The following is a 23,465-nucleotide window of genomic DNA, read 5'->3' as shown; positions in this document are numbered from 1 at the left end:
TTTGATATACTTAAGTAAGAAAGAGGGATTGCTTTTTGGGTTCCTCTTCTTTTATTGTATACATATCATACATTTAAATTTGGCTATACTAACAAGTAGTTATGAGGAGGTTATTTTTATGCGAGTAGATGGTAGAGAGAAAACAGAATTACGCCATATACATATTCATACGAATTATTTAAAACATCCAGAAGGATCAGTGTTAATTGAGGTTGGGGATACAAAGGTAATTTGCTCAGCGACAATTGAAGAGCGTGTCCCGCCATTTATGCGTGGAGAAGGAAAGGGCTGGGTAACAGCTGAATATGCGATGATTCCACGTGCGACAGAACAACGTACAATTAGGGAGTCAAGCAAAGGGAAAGTAACAGGACGTACAATGGAAATCCAGCGCTTAATAGGACGAGCATTACGTGCGGTAGTTGATTTAGAAGCGCTTGGCGAGAGAACAGTTTGGATTGACTGTGATGTCATCCAAGCAGATGGTGGAACGAGAACAGCTTCTATTACAGGTGCATATGTAGCGATGGTATTAGCTTTCGAGAAATTATTACAAGCAGAAAAAGTATCTAAAATTCCAGTAAAAGATTATTTAGCAGCAACATCAGTAGGAATTGTTGAAGAGCAAGGTGTTGTTTTAGATTTAAACTATGCAGAAGATTCTAAAGCAGACGTTGATATGAATGTAATTATGACTGGAAAAGGTCAGTTCGTTGAAGTGCAAGGAACTGGAGAAGAAGCGACGTTTAGTAGAGCGCAGTTAAATGAATTACTTGATGCAGCAGAACAAGGCATTTTCCAACTGATTGATATGCAAAAAGAAGCGTTAGGTGACATCGTATCTCATATAGAGTAGAGGTGGAAAGTATGAAACAAGTTGTTGTAGCGACAAAAAATATGGGGAAAGTACGTGAATTTGCTGAGTTATTTGAGCGATTTGATTTAGAAGTGAAATCATTACACGATTTTCCTCATATTGAAGAAGTCGAAGAAACTGGTGAAACATTTGAAGAAAATGCGATCTTAAAAGCGGATAGTTTGAGTAGACAGTTGAATGCAATTGTAATTGCGGATGATTCAGGTCTTATTGTAGATGCGTTAAACGGGAAACCAGGCGTGTATTCAGCTCGTTTTGCTGGAGAGCCAAAAGATGATCAAGCGAATATTGATAAAGTTTTACAAGAATTAAATGAAATACCGTTTGATAAGCGTAAAGCTCGCTTCTACTGTGCATTAGCAGTAGCTTTCCCTGAAGGTGATAAAAAGCCTGTCATTGTAAACGGGACATGTGAAGGATTTATTTTAGAACAACGCCGCGGAGAAAATGGCTTTGGATACGATCCGATCTTTTATGTGGAAGAGTACAAAAAAGCAATGGCGGAATTAAGTTCAGATGAAAAAAATGCTATTAGTCACCGCGGACGTGCTCTTCGTAAGTTAGAAGAAAAAATCCCGGAATGGTTTTTAGGAGAATAAGGGAGAGAGAATGATGAAAGCTTTAATCGTAAGCGATAGTCATAGCTCTGTGAAGGAATTACAGCAGTTGAAAGAGAAGTATGAAGGGAAAGTAGATATCATGATTCATTGCGGTGATTCAGAGCTAACATCTGCTCATGAAGAACTGCAAGGTTTCCATGTTGTAAAAGGAAACTGTGATTATGCTAACTTTCAAGATGAAATTGTAACTGATGTAGATGGAATTCGCTTCTTAGTTGTGCATGGACATCGCCATAATGTGAAAATGACATTACAAACGCTAGCGTACCATGCTGAAGAAGTGGGAGCACAAGTTGCATGCTTCGGACATTCTCACGTATTAGGTGCGGAATTAATCGAGGGCGTTTTATTTATTAATCCAGGCAGTATTTTATTACCACGTCAGCGTGTAGAAAAGACATTTGCTTTATTAGAAATGGATGAAAATCAAATGGAAGTTCGTTTTGAAACGTTAGACGGACAACTAGTTGAACAGGCAGTTTTTAAAAGAGGATAAGAAAATTTATCCTCTTTTAAAAAAGGTGTTGACTTTATGTGTGGTTATACATATAATAAATATTGTCGATAGGGCAACGGCGCTAACGAAGAAAAGAAAATAACATATGCGGGTGTAGTTTAGTGGTAAAACAAGAGCCTTCCAAGCTCTGGTCGAGAGTTCGATTCTCTTCACCCGCTCCATGTCCCAGTAGCTCAGCCGGATAGAGCATACGCCTTCTAAGCGTACGGTCGGGAGTTCGAATCTCTCCTGGGACGCTAAAAAAACCTTGTTATCTTTTGATAACAAGGTTTTTTGTTTGGGTTATAAGTGTAGTTCATGCTTAATATTTGCGACCTTTCCTTTGATATTAAGCAGTTGCATATGTACTTCTTTTTCTTAAATAAAAAGAGGACCATTTATGCGCCCTATTCCTCTTATTTAATTTAAAGAATCAATAGGTTTATGATGGAACTCAAATCCATATCCAGATTCTCTTAATTGTTTACTTACAATATTATAAAACTCTTTACCATTCTAGTACGATTGAGCAGCAGTTATCGGAACTTATCCCTGTGAGTGTGTTACAATTAATAGAAGCGGAAAACGAGAATCTCCAATTGACTGGACCTGTGATTGGTTAGATGGTTTAAGAAGGTCGTATAAAAAAGGGAGATGGCGCAAAGATGGCGAGATCAAATGAGAACGATTTAACGGAGAAATTGGCAGAAGGTCACCGAAAATATGGTGATGGCAATTTTACAGTACAGAACATCGGTGATGAAACTAACCCGAATTGGACTATCGTAAAAAATGTGAGGAAGGGATCGGCAGGCATTCGCGAAGGAGAAGATATATTAAGACTGCGATCAAAATATATAAAATAGTACGGAAATGGGCGGAGCGGGAGCTCGAATCTCTCCTGGTACGCTACAAAAACCTTGTTATCTTTTGATAACAAGGTTTTCTGTTTAGTTATTAATAAACTTCTCAAATACAAAACCATAATCTTTCACATTATATTGTTTCTTCGTATCAACAAGCCAGTTAAAGGCAATCTCGTTCATTTCTTTAAATTGCTCTGCTAAATTTACTTGTGCGTTTGAAATGCGGCTAAAGGCATTAGATGCCATATCTAAACTTTTATGTGCATATTGTAATGTAATATCGTTGTCGTATGAAATTTCTTCGATGTTAAGTAAAGCCTTATATAAATCTTTTAATTCTTCAATATGTTTTTTATGAACATCAATTGAGTAATGTTCATCGCCCATTTGAAACTTAATTTCTACATCTAAATCAATCGTTCCTGCAGTTTCAAGTGCTACGTTTTTAATTTGATATTTACTATAACTAAAGCGGCGTAGTGTACGTTTTTTACTTGTTGCGCTTGTACCGTCTAAGTGAATTAACCCTTTGTTTGTGAAGCAATATTCATCTGATTTCGATTTAATTAGAAAGTAAATTTTCTCCCCATCTTCATGCATTACATAATCATCGGCATCGACCTTATCATAGTCTTTAGGTGTAATAACAGAACCTACATCGCTTAGTCCTAATACATCTGCGGCCATTTTTTTAAACATATATAATCCCCCTTGTAAATTAAATTCTTAATTGTACAAAAATATATTAACATGATTTTCATCCTTTGTTTTCTTGTAATACGAAAATATCTGAAGGTAAGTTAAGAAAAGTAATGAATAATTATTTTGATCCTAAATTATTTAGTAAATCTATTAGTTTAAGATTGGATTCTCCGAAAAATAACCAAGAGAAAAAAGTTAATTTTGCAAGTGATTATAGAGAAATTCCGTGAAAGCACCTCAAGCTATGTGAGGTGTTTTTCTATCCTCTTTTGAAATCTTACAATTCTGTAAGGTAACTGTAAGGTAGTTCGATGGTAACAAATTGCTAATCTTTTATAATGAAGATAACAACGATAAAACGAGGAGGCAGAAATGATGAAAGGATTAGTTGTAACGGGCTTAACGGTTGCTTTTGGATTTGTAGCGTATGAGAAATTAACGTATGTAGTTGATGTTGTGAAACATTTGATTGCTTAGAGAAAACAGCCATGAGAGGGAAAGGGAATGAGTGAATGAATGGAATGGTTATTTGGAATTATAGGTACTTGTAGTGTAGTGTTATTGTTCTTTGTCCCAAGTGGTATACTTAGTTCGACAACAAGTTTGTTCTTCTTAAGTTTGTTTGCTTGTACGATGCTTATTATTATGTTTTTAATGAAGCGAAGTAAACCAATCTTCTATTTTAGCATGATTGTTATGGCAATTATTGTTCTCCAAATTATTACCCTTGTAATATACCCCACAATTATAAAAGCTTTCCATTAATGATGAATCCTCTGCGTTTGTTGCTGGGGATTTTTATTTGTACAATTTTAATTTTTAGTAGAGATTTATTCGTATTGGAATGTAAAAATTAAATATTTTCATATTTCAAACAAATAATTTGGGGATGTTGTGTTCTCATTACGCATTTGATATATTTACTTTGAACATAATTAAAATCAAGAAAAAGAGGCGGACGTATGGATAAAAAAGAAAATACGGTCGTATTGTTTCCGCAGCTATCAGAGCGCTATATTGATGAAGGTTTTTTAGCGTTGAAAGAGCGGAAGTTCGAAGATGCATTGCGCTGCTTTGAAATATTACGTCAGTATAATGCGGAAACGGAACAAACGGAATTAGCTTCAGTTATTTGTTTACTCGAATTAAAACGTATGGAAGAAGCGAAAGACAAATGTGAACAGTTGCTTAAAACAGGAGTTGTCTTATTTGGTGATATTCTTGAAACGTACGTGACTATTTTAGTTCAAACAAATGATTATGAAGGTGTTATTGAAACTGTTGAAAAGGTTTTACAAACGAAAGATATAATGCCTGATCAAAAGGAAAAATTAGCGCAGCTTGCTTTATTTGCAGAAGGTATGCTAAATGAGGGAGACGCATCGCTAGTGGATTCAAATTTTGAGTTGAATGAGTTTACTAATGAAATTTTTGGAGAAAACTTTGGACAGAAGCTAAGAGCGATTCAGCGACTTTCATTAAAAGACTTAGATCTTGCATTACCTGTTTTAAAGAAATTTTTAATAGATGAAGAGCAACACCCCTATTTGAAAACTTCTATTTTGTATAAAATGATAGAAAGTCAGGTAGAAGAGGAAATAGAGGTAGAAAAGTTTGGGAATACGATTAAGGTAATTCCAGCATTTACAGGTCATAATGAGGAGCAATCCAATAACATTATACATAAATTATCAAGTCGATTAGAGCAAAATTATCCCGATATATTTGAAGCGATGGTTACATATTGGAAAGAATTGCAAATTAGCATTTTCCCATTCGCTCTATTAATGGATAAAGAAGAGATTTGGTCAGCTGTTTTAGAGAGAATTGGAAGAAAGCGTTTCGGATTGGCTATTGATGAAGAAGAGCTTATGGCAGCATACAATATCGAATTGGAAGAGTTTCATATTGCCTATCAATGGTTATTACGTGTTGAAAGAGAAGGATATTTGCCCGTATAATTATGAAAAAGAATCGTTCAGTTCTTGAAACGAGCATATTCTATGTTATAATGTAAGGGTTGCAAAAGGCAGAAAACTGCCTGTTTGTAAGAGAAGAGAAGTGTAATTCTCTTACTTAATATGTTTCATATTATTCTCGAACAAAATATACCGTAGTTGTCTTCTGGGCAATTAGTAGATTGGAACATTATATCTGAAAGCTTTTGCTAGAGGATTATTTGTGTATTTGTTATTTCAAAAAAGAGATAATGAAGATCTTAATCTATAGAGGTATGTGCATACATTATTATAGTTGGAGGGAAAGAATAAATGTCTACAAAATGGGAAAAATTAGAAGGTAACGTTGGCGTTTTAACAATCGAAGTTGATGCTAAAGAAGTAAACAACTCTATCGACGCTGCGTTCAAAAAAGTAGTAAAAACAATTAACGTACCAGGTTTCCGTAAAGGAAAAATGCCTCGTCCATTATTCGAACAACGCTTTGGTATTGAATCTTTATACCAAGATGCTTTAGATATCATTTTACCAAAAGCATACGGTGAAGCGATTGAAGAAGCTGGTATCTTCCCAGTTGATCATCCTGAAATCGACATCGAGAAGTTCGAAAAAAATGCTAACCTTATCTTCACTGCAAAAGTTACAGTGAAACCTGAAGTTAAATTAGGTGAGTACAAAGGTTTAGCAGTAGAAAAAGTTGAAACAACTGTAACTGACGAAGATGTAGAGAACGAATTAAAATCTTTACAAGAACGTCAAGCTGAACTAGTTGTTAAAGAAGAAGGAACTGTTGAAAACGGTGATACAGCTGTAATCGACTTCGAAGGTTTCGTTGATGGCGAAGCATTTGAAGGCGGAAAAGGCGAAAACTACTCTCTAGCAATCGGTTCTGGTACATTCATCCCAGGTTTCGAAGAGCAAGTAATCGGTCTTAAATCTGGTGAGTCTAAAGACGTTGAAGTATCATTCCCAGAAGAGTACCATGCTGCTGAATTAGCTGGCAAACCAGCAACATTCAAAGTAACAATTCACGAAATCAAAACAAAAGAACTTCCTGAGTTAAACGACGAGTTCGCTAAAGAAGCAGACGAAGCGGTTGCAACTCTTGATGAATTAAAAGCAAAACTTCGCACAAACTTAGAAGAAGGCAAAAAGCACGAAGCTGAGCACAAAGTACGTGACGAAGTAGTAGAATTAGCTGCTGCTAACGCTGAAATCGAAATTCCAGAAGCTATGATCAACACTGAGTTAGATCGTATGGTTCGTGAATTCGAGCAACGTTTAAGCCAACAAGGTATGAACCTTGAGCTTTACTACCAATTCACAGGTACTGATGCTGACAAATTAAAAGAGCAAATGAAAGAAGATGCACAAAAACGTGTAAGAATCAATCTTGTTCTTGAAGCTATCATTGAAGCTGAAAACATCGAAGTTACTGAAGAAGAAGTAACTGCAGAAGTTGAAAAAATGGCTGAAATGTACGGTATGCCAGTAGACGCTATCAAGCAAGCTCTTGGAAGCGTAGACGCTTTAGCTGAAGATCTTAAAGTGCGTAAAGCTGTAGACTTCTTAGTAGAAAACGCTGCATAATAAAATAACAAGGCACGATTAAAATCGTGCCTTGTTTTATAAATATAGAAATATATTTATAAAACTTTTCGATGGAGAAGGAAAAGTTCCTTTACAAGTCGAATATACATATTTCAAAAGTTTTAAAAATTTTTTATTTGTACATAACTAGTCATATTATTTGTATTTCTCGCCACGTAGTGACATAATATGTATTTACATACGATACATTTATCGTGTACATACGAAGGCAAGAGGTTAGCACTTTGTAAGGGGTGTGAAAATATGTTTAAATTTAATGATGAAAAAGGGCAATTAAAATGTTCTTTCTGTGGTAAAACACAAACGCAAGTTCGAAAGTTAGTGGCAGGTCCAGGTGTTTACATTTGTGACGAGTGTATCGAACTTTGTACTGAAATTGTACAAGAGGAGCTTGCGAAGGACGAAGAAGTAGAATTCAAAGATGTACCGAAACCGGTAGAAATTCGTGAAATCTTAGATGAGTATGTCATCGGGCAAGATAGCGCGAAAAAAGCACTAGCGGTAGCGGTATATAACCATTACAAACGCATTAATTCTAACAGCAAAATTGATGATGTAGAATTAGCGAAGAGTAATATCGCACTTATCGGGCCAACAGGTAGTGGTAAAACATTACTGGCACAAACTTTAGCGCGTATTTTAAATGTTCCATTTGCAATCGCGGACGCAACATCTTTAACAGAAGCTGGATATGTTGGGGAAGATGTAGAAAATATCTTACTAAAATTAATTCAAGCAGCTGATTATGATGTAGAGAAAGCGGAAAAAGGAATTATTTATATTGATGAGATTGATAAAGTGGCACGTAAGTCCGAAAATCCATCAATTACACGTGATGTATCTGGTGAAGGTGTGCAGCAGGCACTTCTGAAAATTTTAGAAGGTACTGTAGCAAGCGTTCCACCTCAAGGTGGTCGTAAGCATCCGCACCAAGAGTTTATTCAAATTGATACAACGAACATCTTATTCATTTGTGGTGGAGCGTTTGATGGCATTGAGCCGATTATTAAACGTCGCCTTGGTGAAAAAGTAATTGGATTTGGTTCTGAGAAGAAAAACGCTGATGTAAATGAGAAGCATGTTTTATCTCACGTATTACCAGAGGATCTTTTAAGATTTGGTTTAATTCCAGAGTTTATCGGTCGTCTTCCAGTTATTGCGAACCTAGAGCCACTTGATGAAGATGCTCTTGTTGATATTTTAACGAAACCGAAAAATGCACTTGTTAAGCAATTCCAAAAATTATTGGAGCTTGACGATGTTGAGTTAGAGTTTGAAGAAGGTGCACTAATCGAAATTGCGAAAAAAGCAATTGAACGTAAAACGGGTGCTCGTGGACTTCGTTCTATTATTGAAGGCTTAATGCTTGATGTAATGTTCGAACTTCCATCTCGTAAAGATATCGAGAAGTGTATTCTTACAAAAGAAACAGTAGCTGATAATGAGCCGCCAAAATTGGTGTTACAAGACGGTACTGTACTTGATACAAAAACATCTGCATAATGAGAAAGGGAAACAGCAATTTTTATAATTGCTGTTTTTCTTTATGTTTAGCTACGTTCCTCCGCGGAAATACTAAGAGATAAAATATTGCGGGAGGAAATAAATAATGAGCTGGACAAATATATTTTTAGTTGTTCAACTTGTTTTTGGTGTAATTGTCGGATTGTATTTCTGGCATTTACTTCGAAATCAACGAACACAAAAAGTTTCAATTGATCGAGAATCGAAAAAAGAATTAGAACAGCTTCGTAAAATGCGTGAGATTTCTTTAACAGAACCGCTAGCAGAAAAGGTGCGTCCTACAACCTTTTTAGATATTGTAGGGCAAGAGGACGGAATTAAGTCGTTAAAAGCGGCTCTTTGTGGTCCGAATCCGCAACATGTAATCATATATGGCCCGCCAGGTGTTGGGAAAACAGCGGCAGCACGTCTTGTATTAGAAGAAGCGAAACGAAATCCTAAATCTCCATTTCGTACGAATGCAACATTTATTGAACTTGATGCGACAACAGCTCGGTTTGATGAACGTGGTATCGCAGACCCTTTAATAGGTTCGGTGCATGATCCGATTTATCAAGGTGCTGGGGCGATGGGGCAAGCAGGTATTCCGCAACCGAAAAAAGGTGCTGTAACAGATGCACATGGTGGTATTTTGTTTATTGATGAGATTGGCGAGCTCCATCCGATTCAAATGAATAAAATGTTAAAGGTGTTAGAAGATCGAAAAGTATTTTTAGAAAGTGCGTACTATAGTGAAGAAAATACGATGATCCCAACATATATACATGATATTTTCCAAAAAGGCTTACCGGCAGATTTTCGCTTAGTTGGAGCAACGACACGTTCGCCAGAGGAAATTCCTCCTGCTATTCGGTCACGTTGCTTAGAAGTATTTTTCCGTGAATTAGATACGGAAGAAATTCAAAAAGTAGCGAAAAATGCCGCGGAAAAAGTGGAAATGCAAATAGGTGAAAATGGTATTGAAATGATCGGGATGTATGCAAGGAATGGACGAGAAGCGATTAATCTCGTGCAAATCTCTGCTGGTATGGCGATAAATGAAGAACGTTCTTTCATTAAGGATGAAGATATAGAGTGGGTTGTTCACTCAAGTCAGCTTACACCGAAATATGAAAAGCACATTTATCCGATTCCAAGGATTGGTCTTGTAAATGGTCTTGCTGTATACGGACCAAATACAGGTGCGTTATTAGAAATTGAAGTAACAGCAATCAAGGCGAAAGATAAAGGATCGGTAAATGTTACCGGAATTGTGGAAGAAGAAAGTATTGGTAGTCAAACGAAATCGATTCGTCGTAAAAGTATGGCGAAAGGCTCTGTTGATAATGTATTAACAGTACTTCGTTCTTTAGATGTGTTGCCAGAAGGATATGATATACATATTAATTTTCCAGGTGGTATCCCAATTGATGGACCTTCTGCAGGAATCGCTATGGCAACAGGTGTATATTCTGCGGTGCACCGCACGTATGTAAATAATGAAGTAGCGATGACAGGGGAAATAAGTATACACGGAGAAGTAAAACCTATTGGTGGCGTGTACGCAAAAATAAAAGCTGCGAAAAAAGCGGGAGCTAAGAAAGTCATTATTCCTGCTGAAAATATGCAACCATTTTTGTATACGATCAAGGGAATTGAAATTATTCCTGTCCGTAAGTTAAAAGAAGTATTTGAGTTAACGTTTATGCAAGAAAATATGCATAGAGAGCTAGATGTACATACTCACGTAGACGAAACAGATGCACAATCTATGTAAAAATAAACAATAATAAAATTTGCCAGACTTCGTTTAAGTTTGTATGCTTAATCGGAGTCTTTTTTCTTTTCGTGAGGTAGAAAAACAAGCTATTTACAATTGCGCGGAATCTCAGCAATTGCATCTAGGTGTATTGTAATATAAAATAGTTGAACAGGAGTTTAATTTATTATGGAGGTGCTATGTCTAGTATGAATACGAACGAAAGAATCGTGCCCCTCCTACCATTAAGAGGCGTTCTCGTATATCCAACGATGGTTTTGCATCTTGATGTAGGACGTGATAAATCGATACAAGCACTAGAGCAGGCGGCAATGGATGAAAATATCATCTTTTTAGCAATGCAAAAAGAAATGAATATCGATGATCCGAAAGAAGATGACATATATAGTGTAGGTACGGTGGCGAAAGTGAAGCAAATGTTAAAATTGCCGAACGGTACGCTTCGTGTCCTTGTGGAAGGTTTACATAGAGCAGAAGTAATAGAGTTTATCGAAGAAGAAAATGTAGTACAAGTGTCTATTAAAACGGTAACTGAAGAAGTAGAAGATGATTTAGAAGAGAAAGCTTTTATGCGTACGTTACTGGAGCATTTCGAACAATATATTAAAGTCTCGAAAAAAGTTTCAAATGAAACATTTGCAACGGTAGCTGATGTGGAAGAACCAGGGAGATTAGCTGATTTAATTGCTTCTCACTTGCCGATTAAAACGAAGCAGAAACAAGAGATTCTAGAGATTGTATCTGTAAAAGAACGATTACAAACACTTATTTCAATTATTCAAGATGAACAAGAGTTACTTAGCCTAGAAAAGAAAATTGGGCAAAAAGTGAAACGTTCCATGGAGCGCACGCAAAAAGAATATTTCTTACGTGAGCAAATGAAGGCGATTCAAACTGAACTTGGCGACAAAGAAGGCAAGGGCGGAGAAGTAGAAGAACTTCGTGAGAAAATTGAACAGTCAGGAATGCCGGAAGAAACAATGAAGGCTGCGCTGAAAGAATTAGATCGTTATGAAAAGTTACCAGCAAGTTCTGCGGAGAGTGGTGTTATTCGCAATTATATTGATTGGTTATTAGCGCTTCCGTGGACAGAGGCAACAGAAGATATAATTGATCTTGCTCATTCGGAAGAGATTTTAAATAACGATCATTACGGTCTTGAAAAAGTGAAAGAGCGTGTACTTGAATATTTAGCTGTACAGAAGTTAACGAATTCATTAAAAGGACCTATCCTTTGTTTAGTAGGCCCTCCTGGGGTCGGCAAAACTTCGTTAGCGCGTTCAATTGCAACATCATTGAATCGTAACTTCGTCCGTGTATCTCTTGGTGGTGTGCGTGATGAATCTGAAATTCGTGGTCACCGCCGTACATATGTTGGAGCAATGCCAGGACGCATTATTCAAGGTATGAAAAAGGCGAAAACAGTTAATCCAGTCTTCTTATTAGATGAGATTGATAAAATGTCTAACGATTTCCGTGGAGATCCATTAGCGGCATTACTTGAAGTATTAGATCCAGAACAAAACCATAACTTCAGTGATCATTACATTGAAGAGCCATATGATCTATCAAAAGTTATGTTTGTAGCAACTGCTAATACACTTTCAAGTATTCCAGGTCCATTACTTGACCGTATGGAAATCATTTCGATTGCTGGCTATACAGAACTTGAAAAAGTACACATTGCTCGTGAGCATTTATTGCCGAAACAATTAAAAGAACATGGCTTACGAAAAGGTAATTTACAAGTGCGTGATGAAGCGCTGCTTGAGATTATTCGTTATTATACACGTGAGGCTGGTGTTCGTACGCTAGAGCGCCAAATTGCAAAAGTTTGCCGTAAAGTAGCGAAGATTATCGTTACAGCAGAACGTAAACGTATCGTTGTGACAGAGAAAAAGATTGTTGATTTACTTGGTAAACACATATTCCGTTATGGGCAAGCTGAAAAAACAGACCAAGTTGGTATGGCAACAGGTCTAGCTTACACAGCAGCAGGCGGCGATACACTTGCCATTGAAGTTTCTGTAGCGCCAGGAAAAGGGAAACTAATTTTAACAGGGAAACTTGGGGATGTTATGAAAGAATCAGCACAAGCTGCGTTTAGTTATATACGTTCTCGTGCAGAAGAGCTTCAGATCGATCCGAATTTCCATGAGAAAAATGATATTCATATTCACGTTCCAGAAGGAGCGGTTCCAAAAGACGGACCGTCAGCAGGTATTACGATGGCAACGGCACTTATTTCTGCGCTAACAGGTATTCCTGTAAGTAAAGAAGTGGGTATGACAGGTGAAATTACACTTCGTGGTCGTGTATTACCAATTGGTGGTTTAAAAGAAAAAACATTAAGTGCTCACCGCGCAGGCTTAACAAAAATTATTTTGCCAGCAGAAAACGAGAAAGATTTAGATGATATTCCAGAGAGCGTAAAAGAAAACCTTACGTTTGTGCTTGCATCTCATTTAGATGAAGTATTGGAGCACGCATTAGTAGGAGTGAAACAATGAAAGTAACAAAAGCAGATATTGTAATTAGTGCTGTTAAACCAGAACAATATCCAGACAGTGATTTACCAGAAATTGCATTAGCAGGTCGTTCAAATGTGGGGAAGTCTTCCTTTATTAATAAAATTTTAAATCGTAAAAAGTTAGTACGTATTTCTTCTAAACCAGGAAAAACGCAAACGCTGAACTTTTTCTTAATCAATGAGATGATGCACTTTGTTGACGTTCCAGGTTATGGATATGCGAAAGTATCTAAATCGGAGCGCGCTGCATGGGGGAAAATGATTGAAACGTACTTTACAACGCGTGAACAATTAGACGCAGCTGTATTAGTAGTTGATTTACGTCACCAACCAACAAGTGATGACGTGATGATGTATGATTTCTTAAAGCATTATGAAATCCCAACAATTATTATTGCGACGAAAGCCGATAAAATTCCGAAAGGGAAATGGCAAAAGCATTTAAAAGTTGTAAAAGAAACGCTTGCTGTTGAAATTGGCGATGAAATTGTTCTATTCTCTTCTGAAACAGGACTTGGAAAAGAAGAAGCGTGGAAAGCAATTCATAAATTTACAAAAACAAAAAACGCGTGACGAATGTCGCGCGTTTTTGTTTTGCTAAATTTTTTAGCGTACGTTTAATGTAACTTCAATATTTCCTCGTGTTGCTTTTGAGTAAGGACATACACCGTGAGCCGCTTCCACAAGTTCTTGTGCTTCGCTATGTGAAACGCCAGCCACATGTACATCAAGTACAGCAGATAGGCCGAAACCACCATCTGTATCTTTTCCGATAGAAACGTGAGCAGTTACTTCTGTACTTTCTACTTTCACACGTTTTGTACGAATGACAAGTTGTAATGCACTATCGAAACAAGCTGCATAACCAGCTGCAAATAGTTGTTCTGGATTTGTTGCTTCTCCGCCTGCACCACCTAGTGCTTTCGGCATTTTTACATCAAGATTTAATATGCCATCATCTGAAACTACTTTCCCATTTCTTCCACCTGTTGCTGTTACTGAAGCAGTATATAATTTATCCATATTTATTCCCCTTTTCCATCATTAATTGTTTTCATTGTGTCAATCAGTTTATTTAGTTGAATTAATAAAGAGCGATATTCTTGCTCTGTAATTCCTAAGTTTGTAGCCATCGTTGTCGGTAATGAACAAGCCTTTTCCTTTAAATCTTTGCCCTGTTCTGTTAATTCAATACAAACTTTTCGCTCGTCTTCTTTGGAACGAACACGTTTTACAAGTTTTAATGATTCCATACGTTTTAACATAGGTGTTAACGTACCAGAATCTAAAAATAGACGTTCTCCAATTTCTTTTACTGTTAGTCCATCTTGCTCCCATAGTACGAGTAAAGTAATGTACTGGGGATACGTAATACCCATTTCTTCTAAATAAGGTCGATAAAAACGAGTAACCTCTCTAGAGCAGGCGTAAATAGAAAAACAAAGTTGGTTATCTAGATGCAAAGAGTCTTCTGTCATAAATAACTCCCTTCTAATTAAGTTGTTCACAACTTAATTTTGTAAAACCAATATAACGAAAAAGAAATACAATGTCAAATACATTGTATTGAGAAAGTCTTTGTTACATTTTGGAACAATCATACATATTTTCCTTCATGATGAAAGAAGATAGGGAAGATGATGTTATAATTTATATGGAATAGTTTCCATCACTTGATTATGAGGGCTTTTTTTGGTAACGTACAAATAGAGTTATTAATTTATAATCATTATAAAGTAGAAATTTTTTTATTAGTGTTACTGAATCTCCTGTATTACATACGGAGAATAATTAAAAAATAATCGGTTGTTCACACGATTGTCAGATTCATAAGAGGAAAGTTGTATTATGATAGTAGATAAAGTGATAAAACGGGTGAAGGGGGACATGCTGCGTGCATATTCTTGTTGTTAGTGTAAATTATCGAACAGCCCCTGTAGAATTTCGTGAGAAACTCACATTTCAGGCAGCAGAACTAGAGCGAGCGATGACTACATTACAAAATCAAAAGAGCGTGTTAGAGAATGTCATTGTATCAACTTGTAATCGCACTGAGATTTATGCTGTTGTCGATCAATTACACACGGGACGGTATTATATTAAGAAGTTTTTAGCTGATTGGTTTCAGCTTGAAATAGAAGAAGTCGCGCCATATTTAACTATTTTTGAACAAGATGGCGCAATAGATCATTTATTCCGCGTAACGTGCGGTTTAGATTCAATGGTAGTCGGAGAAACGCAGATTTTAGGTCAAATAAAAGATAGCTTTTTAGAAGCGCAACAAGTTAAAGCAACAGGCACAATTTTTAATGAATTGTTTAAGCAAGTCATTACATTAGCAAAACGTGCCCACTCAGAAACAACAATCGGGGAAAGTGCAATGTCTGTTAGTTATGCTGCTGTTGAGCTTGGAAAGAAAATATTTGGCGAGTTAACAGATTGTCATGTGCTTATTCTTGGTGCTGGTAAAATGGGCGAACTTGCACTACAAAACTTATATGGAAGTGGTGCTCGTAAAGTAACAGTTATGAATAGGACGCTTTCGAAAGCAGAAGTAATGGCTGAGAAATATATGGGACATGCAAAATCGTTAAGCGAATTACAATGTGCATTATTAGAAGCAGATATTTTAATTAGTTCAACTGGTGCATCTGAGTATGTCATTACGAAAGAGATGATGACAAAGGTGGAGAAAATGCGCTCTGGTCGTCCATTATTTATGGTTGACATTGCAGTGCCGCGTGATATTGATCCAGCGATTGATGAGCTAGAAGGTTCTTTCTTGTATGATATTGATGATTTACAAGGAGTAGTGGAGGCAAACCGTGCTGAGCGTTTGAAAGAGGCAGAGAAAATTCAATTTATGATTGAAGAGGAAATTGTTCTATTTAAAACGTGGTTAAGTACACTTGGTGTTGTTCCATTAATATCAGCTCTTCGTGATAAGGCACTTGCAATCCAAAGTGAAACGATGGTAAGCCTAGAGCGAAAAATACCAAACCTTAGTGATCGTGAGAAAAAAGTTATTAGTAAGCATACGAAAAGTATTATTAATCAATTATTAAAAGACCCAATTTTAGTAGCGAAAGAAATAGCTGCTGAAGAGGGAGCGAGCGAAAAATTAGCGTTATTTGCAAAGATTTTTGATTTAGAAACGGAAGAAGTAGAGAGTCGTGCGGAAGAAGTAGAACATAAAAGAGTGTGGACACCATCCGTTCCATCTTTATAATTTGGAAGGATGATCGGATGAGTTTTTTAAATAACAGTATTATTTATCATATTGCAATTATTTTATATGCTTGTAGCATTAGTTTATATTTTATAGATTATTTCCAAAGTAACCGAAAGGCGAACCGATTTGCTTTTTGGTTACTTGCGATTGTATGGGTCCTGCAGTCTATTTTTATGTTGCTTAGAGCTACAGATTCAGAAACGAATCCTATTTTAACTTTATTATCAGGGATTTATTTTTATGTTTGGTTATTGATTACGATGTCGTTAGTTATTAATCGATTTATGAGAATTGACTTTTTAGTCTTTTTTACAAATGTTGTAGCATTTGGCGTAAGCGCTTTTTCTATTTTTACACCGCTCGGAAAGATGTCGCCAGTACTTGCGGAACAATTAGTTTCAGAACTTGTATACGTGCATGTCGGTATGGCAATTATTTCTTACGCAACGTTTACTGTATCGTTCATTTTTTCTATTATGTATTTACTGCAATATCGCCTATTAAAAAAGAAAAAATGGAATGCGAGATTAAGAAGGTTAGGGAATTTACCGAAGCTAGAATCTATGTCTTACGGATTAAATTTATTTTCTGTTCCATTTTTCTTACTAGCAATTTTATTAGGATGTATATGGGGATATACAAAATTGGATAATTTCCATTGGTATGATACGAAAGTAATCGGATCTTTTGTCGTTCTATTTGTGTATTGCACAGGTTTATATTTACGAGCGGCAGATGTGTTGCAAGGTAAGAAAATTGTACAGTGGAATATCGGATCGTTTCTCGTAATGCTAGTAAACATTTTTCTATTAAGCAGTTTGTCCAATTTCCACTTTTGGTATTTATAATGAGGAGAGAGAATTATGCGCAAAATTATTGTAGGATCACGAAAGAGTAAACTAGCATTAACGCAAACAAACTGGTTTATTGATCAGTTAAAAGCCCTAGGTCTACCATATGAATTTGAAGTGAAAGAAATTGTCACAAAAGGTGATGTTATTTTAGATGTTACTCTTTCAAAAGTAGGCGGAAAAGGCTTGTTCGTTAAAGAAATTGAGCATGCGTTACTTACGAAAGAAATCGATATGGCTGTACATAGTATGAAAGATATGCCAGCCGTACTTCCAGAAGGTTTAATGATTGGCTGTACACCAAAGCGTGTTGACCCTCGTGATGCTTTTATCTCAAAAAATGGAGCATCGTTTAAAGAGTTAGCGGAAGGTGCTATTTTAGGTACGAGTAGTTTAAGACGTAGTGCACAGCTACTCGCTGCGAGACCAGATTTACAAGTGAAGTGGATTCGCGGGAATATCGATACACGTTTACGTAAATTAAAAGAAGAAGATTACGATGCGATTATTTTAGCGACAGCTGGATTACAAAGAATGGGCTGGGATAATGATGTTATTACAGAACATTTAGATGATACGTTATGTGTACCTGCTGTAGGACAAGGTGCATTAGCGATTGAGTGTCGTGAGGATGATAAGGATTTATTGCAGCTGTTAGCGCATATTAATGATACGATAACAGAAAGAACAGTGGCAGCGGAGCGAGTATTTCTTCATAAACTTGAAGGTGGATGCCAAGTTCCAATTGCTGGATATGCAACCCTTACAGAAAACGATGCAATCGAATTAACAGCTCTTGTCGGCTCTATGGATGGCTCTGTTTTATTAAAAGAGACAGTATTGGGTACTAATCCTGAGGAAGTAGGGTTAGAGGCCGCGGACCGTTTAATTAAACAAGGCGCCAAAGAACTCATTCTTGCTGCAAATAAGGAGCAACAATAAATATGAACGCTCTCGCTGGAAAAACGGTATTGATTACACGTGCCCAGCATCAAGCGAAACAAATGAGTGTAGCAGTGAAAGAAAAGAGCGGAATTCCATTGGAAATTCCGCTTTTGCGTATGGAAGGTATGTCTCATAGGCAAATTCAACATATTGAAGAGCAGCTACATTCATACGACTGGGTTATTTTTACGAGCAGAAATGGTGTAGCTTTTTTTCTAGATAGTTTAAAAAAGAAACTACCGCTAACCATTAGAATCGCTGCGGTAGGTGTGAAAACAAAATTAGAGTTAGAAAAAAGGGGCTATCAAGTTCATTTTGTTCCGACTTCATTTGTTGCAGAAGCATTTGCAGAAGAGTTTCTAAAAGAATTAAGTGGAAACGAACGTATTTTATTTCCGAAAGGGAATTTAGCAAGAGAGGTAATTCCGGTTGCACTTCGGGAAATTGGTGTTTCTCTAGATGAGCTAATCGTATACGGTACGAAAGTGAATATAGAAAAAAAGCAAGAACTTATAGCAGCATTGAAGTTAGGGAAAGTAGACATTATTACATTTACGAGCCCTTCAACTGTTACTAGTTTTGTTCGTTTACTTGAGGGTACAAACTGGAGAGAATGGACAAAAAAATGTACAATTGCTTGTATAGGACCTATTACGGAAAAAGAGGCAAGTCTTTATTTTCCGTCTGTTATTGTGCCGAAAGAGTACACTGTAGAAGCATTACTACAATATGTTTGTGAATCTATAAAATGAAAGAATGGGGATAGAAATCTATGAACTCTTTACAATTTAATCGTCATCGTCGTTTAAGACAAAGCGGGGGCATGCGTGCACTTGTGCGTGAAACGTTTTTACATACGGAAGATTTTATTTACCCTATTTTTGTATTAGAAGGTGAAAATGTTCGTAATGAAGTTCCTTCTATGCCGGGCGTATATCAAATGTCTTTAGATTTATTGCAAGCTGAAATGCAAGAAGTTGTTGATTTAGGTATTCGTTCTGTTATTGTATTTGGTTTACCTGCTGAAAAGGATGAAGTTGGATCATCAGCATATTGTGATCATGGAATTGTACAACGTGCTATTCAGCAAATTAAAGGTGATTTCCCTGAGCTAGTAGTAGTTGCAGACACGTGTTTATGTCAATTTACAAGCCATGGTCATTGCGGTGTAATTGAAGATGGGATTATTTTAAATGACGAGTCTCTTGCAGTTCTTGCGAAAACAGCTGTAAGTCAAGCGAAAGCAGGAGCGGATATTATTGCGCCATCAAACATGATGGACGGCTTCGTAACAGCAATTCGTCATGCGTTAGACGAAAATGGTTTTGGACACGTGCCAGTTATGTCGTACGCTGTGAAATATTCATCAGCATTTTATGGACCATTCCGTGATGCTGCGCACGGTGCACCGCAATTTGGTGACCGTAAAACATATCAAATGGATCCGGCAAACCGTATGGAAGCATTCCGTGAAGCAGAATCAGATGTAATGGAAGGTGCAGATTTCTTAATCGTAAAACCAGCTCTTTCTTACTTAGATATCGTTCGTGATGTGAAAAATAACTTTAATTTACCAGTTGTCGCTTATAATGTAAGTGGTGAATATTCGATGATTAAAGCGGCAGCGCAAAATGGTTGGATTAATGAAAAAGAAGTTGTTCTTGAAAAATTAATTAGTATGAAACGTGCAGGGGCAGATTTAATTATTACGTATCATGCAAAAGATGCAGCAAGATGGTTACAAGAAGGAGGCGCTAAATAATGAAAAAGTTTGATAAGTCAATTGCAGCGTTTGAAGAGGCGCAAGACTTAATGCCTGGTGGCGTAAATAGCCCGGTTCGTGCCTTTAAGTCTGTTGGGATGAATCCGTTGTTTATGGAGCGTGGAAAAGGCTCTAAAGTATATGATATCGATGGGAATGAATACATCGACTACGTATTATCATGGGGTCCTTTAATTCATGGTCATGCAAATGATCGTGTTGTAGAAGCGTTAAAATCTGTTGCTGAAAGAGGTACAAGCTTCGGTGCACCAACAGAAATTGAAAATAAATTAGCAAAACTTGTTATTGAGCGCGTGCCATCAATTGAGATTGTGCGTATGGTTAACTCTGGAACGGAAGCAACAATGAGTGCACTACGTTTAGCTCGTGGTTATACAGGTCGTAATAAAATCTTGAAATTTATTGGTTGTTACCACGGTCATGGTGATTCGTTATTAATTAAAGCTGGTTCTGGTGTGGCGACTTTAGGTTTACCAGATAGTCCTGGTGTACCAGAAGGTGTAGCGAAAAATACGATTACAGTAGCTTATAACGATTTAGAAAGCGTAAAATACGCGTTTGAACAATTCGGTGATGATATTGCTTGTGTAATTGTAGAACCAGTAGCAGGAAATATGGGGGTTGTTCCTCCGCAGCCTGGATTTTTAGAAGGTCTTCGTGAAGTAACAGAAGAAAACGGTGCATTGCTTATTTTTGATGAAGTAATGACAGGGTTCCGAGTAGCTTATAATTGTGGCCAAGGTTATTATGGCGTAACGCCTGATTTAACATGCCTAGGTAAAGTAATCGGTGGTGGTTTACCGGTAGGAGCATACGGTGGTAAAGCGGAAATTATGCGCCAAGTTGCGCCAAGCGGACCGATTTACCAAGCTGGTACTTTATCAGGTAACCCACTTGCAATGGCGGCAGGTTATGAAACGTTAGTACAGTTAACGCCAGAATCATATGTAGAATTTGAGCGTAAAGCTGAAATGTTAGAAGCTGGATTACGTAAAGCAGCTGAAAAACATGGCATTCCGCATCATATTAACCGTGCAGGCTCTATGATTGGTATTTTCTTTACAGATGAACCCGTTATTAATTACGATGCAGCAAAATCTTCAAACTTAGAATTCTTTGCGGCTTACTATCGTGAAATGGTAGAACAAGGTGTATTCTTACCACCATCTCAATTCGAAGGTTTATTCTTATCGACAGCACATAGTGATGCAGATATTGAAGCGACGATTGCAGCAGCTGAAATTGCAATGTCAAAATTAAAAGCGTAGTGTATTAGAGAAAATCGCTCTCCATAAGGGGAGCGATTTTTTTTATTCATAAAGTAAGCTTCCCACACATAAATCTGTAATGACATATAGTTTGGGAGGGGGAAAAGAAGTGGCTACAGATCATTCATTACGATTTTCATTAAAAGAATCTGTGTGGTTCCAAAAAGGACAGGAAGTCGAAGAACTTTTGTCAATTTCGTTAGATCCAGACGTTGAGATAGAAGAGCTTGATCATGAAGTAATCGTGAGAGGACAATTAGATTTAACGGGAGAGTATGTTGCACGAAAAGATGATTCCGCGTATTCATTAAGAGAACTATCGCCAGCAAAGTCAATTGATTATGTAGAAACAAGAGAAGATGGGGTTAATGAACTTGTTCATTCCTTTCCACTTGAAATATCAATTCCGAGAAATCGAGTGAAAGTAATTGAAGAGCTATATGTATCAATCGAGGAATTTGATTATGAATTAAAGGAAAATGGTTGCTTACAATTATTAGCGGATATATCTATTACCGGTTTGTGTGATGAAGAGAGAAGCGAGGATGAAGTTGAAGAGGAAGAAACGGTGTATGCTGAGTTAGAAGAAGATTCAGCGCAAGAGGATGAAAATAGACCGGCGCCGCATGTAGAAGAACCAGCATATAAGGAATCAGATGAGTGGGAAGATTACGCGTTTGAACCGTTCCAATTAGAGGAAAGAAAAGAGCAGGAATTAGAAGAAGAGAAAATAGAAGAACATGAATTTGTGGAACGTGAAGAGGAGCAAGAAACAACGCCGCAATTTGAACTGTTCGGACGAAAAGATTTCAAGAAAGAAAAAGCGAAAAAGCAGGAAGAACAAGAAGAAGAGTACTCACAGCGAGATGAAAATGCGCTTTATTTAACAAAACTATTTACGAAAGAACCGGAAGAAGAATTTACAAAGTTAAGAATGTATTTCGTGCAAGAAGGGGATACAATTGAATCTATTGCAGACCGTTATGAAACGTCTGTACAAAATTTATACCGTGTCAATCAAACAGAAGATATATTTTTAAATACGGGGCAAATTATTTATATTCCCGTTTCAAGGGTAAAGGCGAAATAAGGAAGTGAGTGTTTTCACTCACTTCCTTTCTTAGAGGCTATGTTTTGAATAGAAAGGGTTATTCGTATGGATATTGAGTTGCGAAATCACTATGAACCTATCGTGAGGCAATATAGATTGGATACGCAGCATATGGAAGAGCACGGAAATGTAATGAAAATTTATACGAATCAAGGTCCATATGCACTCAAGAAAATAGAAGGTAGAAAGTTAGAGCGGAATAACTTTCTGCATCATATTCAATATTTGAAGGAGAAAGGTTTTTCAAATTATGTACCTATATATCATGCGACGGATGGAAGTTATATTTTAAGTGACGGGACGTATAATTATTATTTAATGCCTTGGTTAGAACGTGCAGAAGGAAACGGTGAGGACAATGATCAATACCATAAAATGTTTCAGACACTTGGAACGTTGCATCAAAAAACTGTGAAGGAAGAAACGTATACGGAAGAAGATTTAGAAAAACATTATACAAGTATATCCGATCGTTGGGAAAATGATGGTGAGATGTTAGAAGAGTTTCTCGTAGAATCTGAATCAAAATGGTATATGTCCCCGTTTGAATTGCAATATTGTACGTACTATCATCATGTAATGAGAGCGCGTGAATTTGCAACGAAGCAATTAAATGAGTGGAACGATGCGATGAAAGAAAAAGAGAAAACGCGTATTACTTTTGTGCATGGTAATGTGTCACTGAATCATTTTTTATTTGACTATGAGCGGAATGGCTATTTTATTAGTTTAGAAAAATCGAAGTTTGCAACGCCTGTGCAAGATATAGTAGGTTTTTATTCACGGTCTTTAAACACATATCCAATCGCAAGAAGTGATCGGTTTGAATGGTTTCAAATGTATCAAAAAAATTTCCCTTTTACGAAAGAAGAGCAACTACTTATGTTTGCGTATATGACGTATCCATCACAATTTATTCGGCAAATCCAGTCTTATAAGAAAAGAAGAGATAATCGCAACGAGGAAAATGAACTGCGCGGAGTAAAGAGTTTGCAACAATCGCATTGGCTCGTTAGCAATATAGAATATTTTCTGTCACAATTACAAGCTGCCCAGCAAGGGAACGGATAAAGTAAACATTCCCCGCTGATGATTAGCCTTCACCAATTGGGCGTTTACGGGCAGCAGGGCTCCCATCTAACTTCTTTGCTTCAGCTGAGTTTTGAGGTGGAGGTCTTACTGCCCACAAATAGCGTGGTAAAGAAGATAAGTAGAGGATTCTACTTATCTTCTTTTTGGCACGAAAAGCTGTAGTTTTAAATTTATCTTGACGAATAAGGTTTCGTTTTTTACACTATTGTATATAATAATTAACAATCATATAAATGCCTT

At 36.9% G+C, this 23,465-nt stretch carries 22 protein-coding genes, 2 tRNA genes and 1 other annotated feature (1 of these 25 only partly in view); of the genes, 21 read left to right on the top strand and 3 right to left on the bottom strand.

Annotated elements, in window-relative coordinates; genetic code table 11:
- Positions 1-118: 118 nt before the first annotated feature.
- From rph to NST90_RS21190, 6 genes are all read left to right on the top strand, one after another.
- Complete coding sequence (gene rph, locus NST90_RS21215; protein ID WP_001261765.1) at positions 119-856, top strand: ribonuclease PH; 738 nt, start codon at positions 119-121, stop codon at positions 854-856.
- Between the two features lie 11 nt (positions 857-867).
- A complete protein-coding gene (locus NST90_RS21210) occupies positions 868-1,476 on the top strand; it encodes an XTP/dITP diphosphatase (RefSeq protein WP_000815939.1) in 609 nt (202 codons plus the stop codon).
- 13 nt (positions 1,477-1,489) lie between these two features.
- Positions 1,490-1,993, top strand: coding sequence for a metallophosphoesterase (locus NST90_RS21205; protein ID WP_000645511.1), 504 nt, complete (start codon positions 1,490-1,492; stop codon positions 1,991-1,993).
- Positions 1,994-2,101: 108 nt separating this feature from the next.
- Positions 2,102-2,175: transfer RNA gene (locus NST90_RS21200), tRNA-Gly, on the top strand.
- 1 nt (position 2,176) lies between these two features.
- Positions 2,177-2,250, top strand: a tRNA-Arg gene (locus NST90_RS21195).
- A gap of 408 nt (positions 2,251-2,658) precedes the next feature.
- Entirely contained in the window at positions 2,659-2,859 is a 201-nt protein-coding gene (locus NST90_RS21190) for a hypothetical protein (RefSeq protein ID WP_000124459.1), read from the top strand.
- An 84-nt stretch (positions 2,860-2,943) separates the two neighbouring features.
- On the opposite strand, the gene NST90_RS21185 is transcribed toward NST90_RS21190, so the two are convergent.
- The gene (locus NST90_RS21185; protein ID WP_000473871.1) at positions 2,944-3,558 is read right to left on the bottom strand and encodes a PH domain-containing protein; all 615 of its coding nucleotides are present in this window, start codon (positions 3,556-3,558) and stop codon (positions 2,944-2,946) included.
- Positions 3,559-4,077: 519 nt separating this feature from the next.
- Here NST90_RS21185 and NST90_RS21180 point away from each other — a divergent pair.
- The 7 genes from NST90_RS21180 (at position 4,078) to ysxC (ending at position 13,516) form a co-directional block, all read left to right on the top strand.
- Positions 4,078-4,326, top strand: coding sequence for a hypothetical protein (locus NST90_RS21180; protein WP_001983650.1), 249 nt, complete (start codon positions 4,078-4,080; stop codon positions 4,324-4,326).
- A gap of 197 nt (positions 4,327-4,523) precedes the next feature.
- Positions 4,524-5,522: a hypothetical protein gene (locus tag NST90_RS21175; RefSeq protein ID WP_000358279.1), complete on the top strand. Its 999-nt coding sequence runs from the start codon at positions 4,524-4,526 to the stop codon at positions 5,520-5,522.
- Positions 5,523-5,831: 309 nt separating this feature from the next.
- Positions 5,832-7,109 carry a trigger factor gene (gene tig / locus NST90_RS21170; RefSeq protein WP_000105215.1) on the top strand — a complete coding sequence of 426 codons (1,278 nt, stop codon included), beginning with the start codon at positions 5,832-5,834 and terminating at the stop codon, positions 7,107-7,109.
- 264 nt (positions 7,110-7,373) lie between these two features.
- A complete protein-coding gene (gene clpX / locus NST90_RS21165; RefSeq protein WP_000472289.1) occupies positions 7,374-8,633 on the top strand; it encodes an ATP-dependent protease ATP-binding subunit ClpX in 1,260 nt (419 codons plus the stop codon).
- A gap of 106 nt (positions 8,634-8,739) precedes the next feature.
- Positions 8,740-10,410 carry an ATP-dependent protease LonB gene (gene lonB, locus NST90_RS21160; RefSeq protein ID WP_000119170.1) on the top strand — a complete coding sequence of 557 codons (1,671 nt, stop codon included), beginning with the start codon at positions 8,740-8,742 and terminating at the stop codon, positions 10,408-10,410.
- 182 nt (positions 10,411-10,592) lie between these two features.
- Positions 10,593-12,923 carry an endopeptidase La gene (gene lon / locus NST90_RS21155; RefSeq protein WP_283748093.1) on the top strand — a complete coding sequence of 777 codons (2,331 nt, stop codon included), beginning with the start codon at positions 10,593-10,595 and terminating at the stop codon, positions 12,921-12,923.
- Positions 12,920-13,516 carry a ribosome biogenesis GTP-binding protein YsxC gene (ysxC, locus tag NST90_RS21150; RefSeq protein ID WP_000869116.1) on the top strand — a complete coding sequence of 199 codons (597 nt, stop codon included), beginning with the start codon at positions 12,920-12,922 and terminating at the stop codon, positions 13,514-13,516. Before lon ends, ysxC begins: the two co-directional genes overlap by 4 nt.
- Before the next feature lie 33 nt (positions 13,517-13,549).
- On the opposite strand, the gene NST90_RS21145 is transcribed toward ysxC, so the two are convergent.
- Both NST90_RS21145 and NST90_RS21140 read right to left on the bottom strand, forming a co-directional pair.
- Positions 13,550-13,966: an organic hydroperoxide resistance protein gene (locus tag NST90_RS21145; protein WP_000359781.1), complete on the bottom strand. Its 417-nt coding sequence runs from the start codon at positions 13,964-13,966 to the stop codon at positions 13,550-13,552.
- 2 nt (positions 13,967-13,968) lie between these two features.
- A complete protein-coding gene (locus NST90_RS21140) occupies positions 13,969-14,421 on the bottom strand; it encodes a MarR family transcriptional regulator (RefSeq protein ID WP_000133916.1) in 453 nt (150 codons plus the stop codon).
- A gap of 416 nt (positions 14,422-14,837) precedes the next feature.
- Between NST90_RS21140 and hemA the strand changes: the two genes are divergently transcribed.
- The 8 genes from hemA to ysxE all read left to right on the top strand — a co-directional run bounded on the left by hemA (position 14,838) and on the right by ysxE (position 23,204).
- Entirely contained in the window at positions 14,838-16,172 is a 1,335-nt protein-coding gene (gene hemA, locus NST90_RS21135) for a glutamyl-tRNA reductase (RefSeq protein WP_000547868.1), read from the top strand.
- 17 nt (positions 16,173-16,189) lie between these two features.
- The gene (gene ccsA, locus NST90_RS21130; protein ID WP_000008991.1) at positions 16,190-17,023 is read left to right on the top strand and encodes a cytochrome c biogenesis protein CcsA; all 834 of its coding nucleotides are present in this window, start codon (positions 16,190-16,192) and stop codon (positions 17,021-17,023) included.
- Between the two features lie 15 nt (positions 17,024-17,038).
- Positions 17,039-17,968: a hydroxymethylbilane synthase gene (gene hemC, locus NST90_RS21125; protein WP_046393010.1), complete on the top strand. Its 930-nt coding sequence runs from the start codon at positions 17,039-17,041 to the stop codon at positions 17,966-17,968.
- Between the two features lie 2 nt (positions 17,969-17,970).
- A complete protein-coding gene (hemD, locus tag NST90_RS21120) occupies positions 17,971-18,723 on the top strand; it encodes a uroporphyrinogen-III synthase (RefSeq protein ID WP_000992353.1) in 753 nt (250 codons plus the stop codon).
- A 20-nt stretch (positions 18,724-18,743) separates the two neighbouring features.
- Positions 18,744-19,733 (top strand): porphobilinogen synthase, encoded by a 990-nt coding sequence (gene hemB / locus NST90_RS21115; RefSeq protein ID WP_001087065.1) that lies wholly within the window; start codon positions 18,744-18,746, stop codon positions 19,731-19,733.
- A complete protein-coding gene (hemL, locus tag NST90_RS21110; RefSeq protein WP_000712937.1) occupies positions 19,733-21,022 on the top strand; it encodes a glutamate-1-semialdehyde 2,1-aminomutase in 1,290 nt (429 codons plus the stop codon). The genes hemB and hemL overlap by 1 nt, the downstream gene beginning before the upstream one ends.
- Positions 21,023-21,101: 79 nt before the next feature.
- Positions 21,102-22,112, top strand: a complete 1,011-nt coding sequence (gene spoVID, locus NST90_RS21105; RefSeq protein ID WP_002024850.1) for a stage VI sporulation protein D — start codon at positions 21,102-21,104, stop codon at positions 22,110-22,112.
- Between the two features lie 66 nt (positions 22,113-22,178).
- On the top strand, positions 22,179-23,204 hold the full coding sequence (gene ysxE / locus NST90_RS21100; RefSeq protein WP_000350658.1) for a spore coat protein YsxE: 1,026 nt from the start codon (positions 22,179-22,181) through the stop codon (positions 23,202-23,204).
- Positions 23,205-23,454: 250 nt separating this feature from the next.
- Positions 23,455-23,465: a binding site (T-box leader), on the top strand (it continues 221 nt past the right edge of the window).

It is taken from the genome of Bacillus sp. FSL E2-8900, from assembly GCF_037966225.1.
GTDB classification, from domain to species: Bacteria; Bacillota; Bacilli; order Bacillales; family Bacillaceae_G; genus Bacillus_A; species Bacillus_A cereus.
The sequence above is the reverse complement of the archived record's forward strand: the minus strand, read 5'-3'. Positions and strand labels throughout refer to the sequence as shown.

What these genes read in the sequence shown, in the direction of transcription:
- rph (WP_001261765.1), top strand. Translation starts at nt 119, where the DNA reads ATGCGAGTAGATGGTAGAGAGAAAACAGAATTACGCCATATACATATT.
- NST90_RS21210 (WP_000815939.1), top strand. Translation starts at nt 868, where the DNA reads ATGAAACAAGTTGTTGTAGCGACAAAAAATATGGGGAAAGTACGTGAA.
- NST90_RS21205 (WP_000645511.1), top strand. Translation starts at nt 1,490, where the DNA reads ATGAAAGCTTTAATCGTAAGCGATAGTCATAGCTCTGTGAAGGAATTA.
- NST90_RS21190 (WP_000124459.1), top strand. Translation starts at nt 2,659, where the DNA reads ATGGCGAGATCAAATGAGAACGATTTAACGGAGAAATTGGCAGAAGGT.
- NST90_RS21185 (WP_000473871.1), bottom strand. Translation starts at nt 3,558, where the DNA reads ATGTTTAAAAAAATGGCCGCAGATGTATTAGGACTAAGCGATGTAGGT.
- NST90_RS21180 (WP_001983650.1), top strand. Translation starts at nt 4,078, where the DNA reads ATGGAATGGTTATTTGGAATTATAGGTACTTGTAGTGTAGTGTTATTG.
- NST90_RS21175 (WP_000358279.1), top strand. Translation starts at nt 4,524, where the DNA reads ATGGATAAAAAAGAAAATACGGTCGTATTGTTTCCGCAGCTATCAGAG.
- tig (WP_000105215.1), top strand. Translation starts at nt 5,832, where the DNA reads ATGTCTACAAAATGGGAAAAATTAGAAGGTAACGTTGGCGTTTTAACA.
- clpX (WP_000472289.1), top strand. Translation starts at nt 7,374, where the DNA reads ATGTTTAAATTTAATGATGAAAAAGGGCAATTAAAATGTTCTTTCTGT.
- lonB (WP_000119170.1), top strand. Translation starts at nt 8,740, where the DNA reads ATGAGCTGGACAAATATATTTTTAGTTGTTCAACTTGTTTTTGGTGTA.
- lon (WP_283748093.1), top strand. Translation starts at nt 10,593, where the DNA reads ATGTCTAGTATGAATACGAACGAAAGAATCGTGCCCCTCCTACCATTA.
- ysxC (WP_000869116.1), top strand. Translation starts at nt 12,920, where the DNA reads ATGAAAGTAACAAAAGCAGATATTGTAATTAGTGCTGTTAAACCAGAA.
- NST90_RS21145 (WP_000359781.1), bottom strand. Translation starts at nt 13,966, where the DNA reads ATGGATAAATTATATACTGCTTCAGTAACAGCAACAGGTGGAAGAAAT.
- NST90_RS21140 (WP_000133916.1), bottom strand. Translation starts at nt 14,421, where the DNA reads ATGACAGAAGACTCTTTGCATCTAGATAACCAACTTTGTTTTTCTATT.
- ccsA (WP_000008991.1), top strand. Translation starts at nt 16,190, where the DNA reads ATGAGTTTTTTAAATAACAGTATTATTTATCATATTGCAATTATTTTA.
- hemC (WP_046393010.1), top strand. Translation starts at nt 17,039, where the DNA reads ATGCGCAAAATTATTGTAGGATCACGAAAGAGTAAACTAGCATTAACG.
- hemD (WP_000992353.1), top strand. Translation starts at nt 17,971, where the DNA reads ATGAACGCTCTCGCTGGAAAAACGGTATTGATTACACGTGCCCAGCAT.
- hemB (WP_001087065.1), top strand. Translation starts at nt 18,744, where the DNA reads ATGAACTCTTTACAATTTAATCGTCATCGTCGTTTAAGACAAAGCGGG.
- hemL (WP_000712937.1), top strand. Translation starts at nt 19,733, where the DNA reads ATGAAAAAGTTTGATAAGTCAATTGCAGCGTTTGAAGAGGCGCAAGAC.
- spoVID (WP_002024850.1), top strand. Translation starts at nt 21,102, where the DNA reads ATGACATATAGTTTGGGAGGGGGAAAAGAAGTGGCTACAGATCATTCA.
- ysxE (WP_000350658.1), top strand. Translation starts at nt 22,179, where the DNA reads ATGGATATTGAGTTGCGAAATCACTATGAACCTATCGTGAGGCAATAT.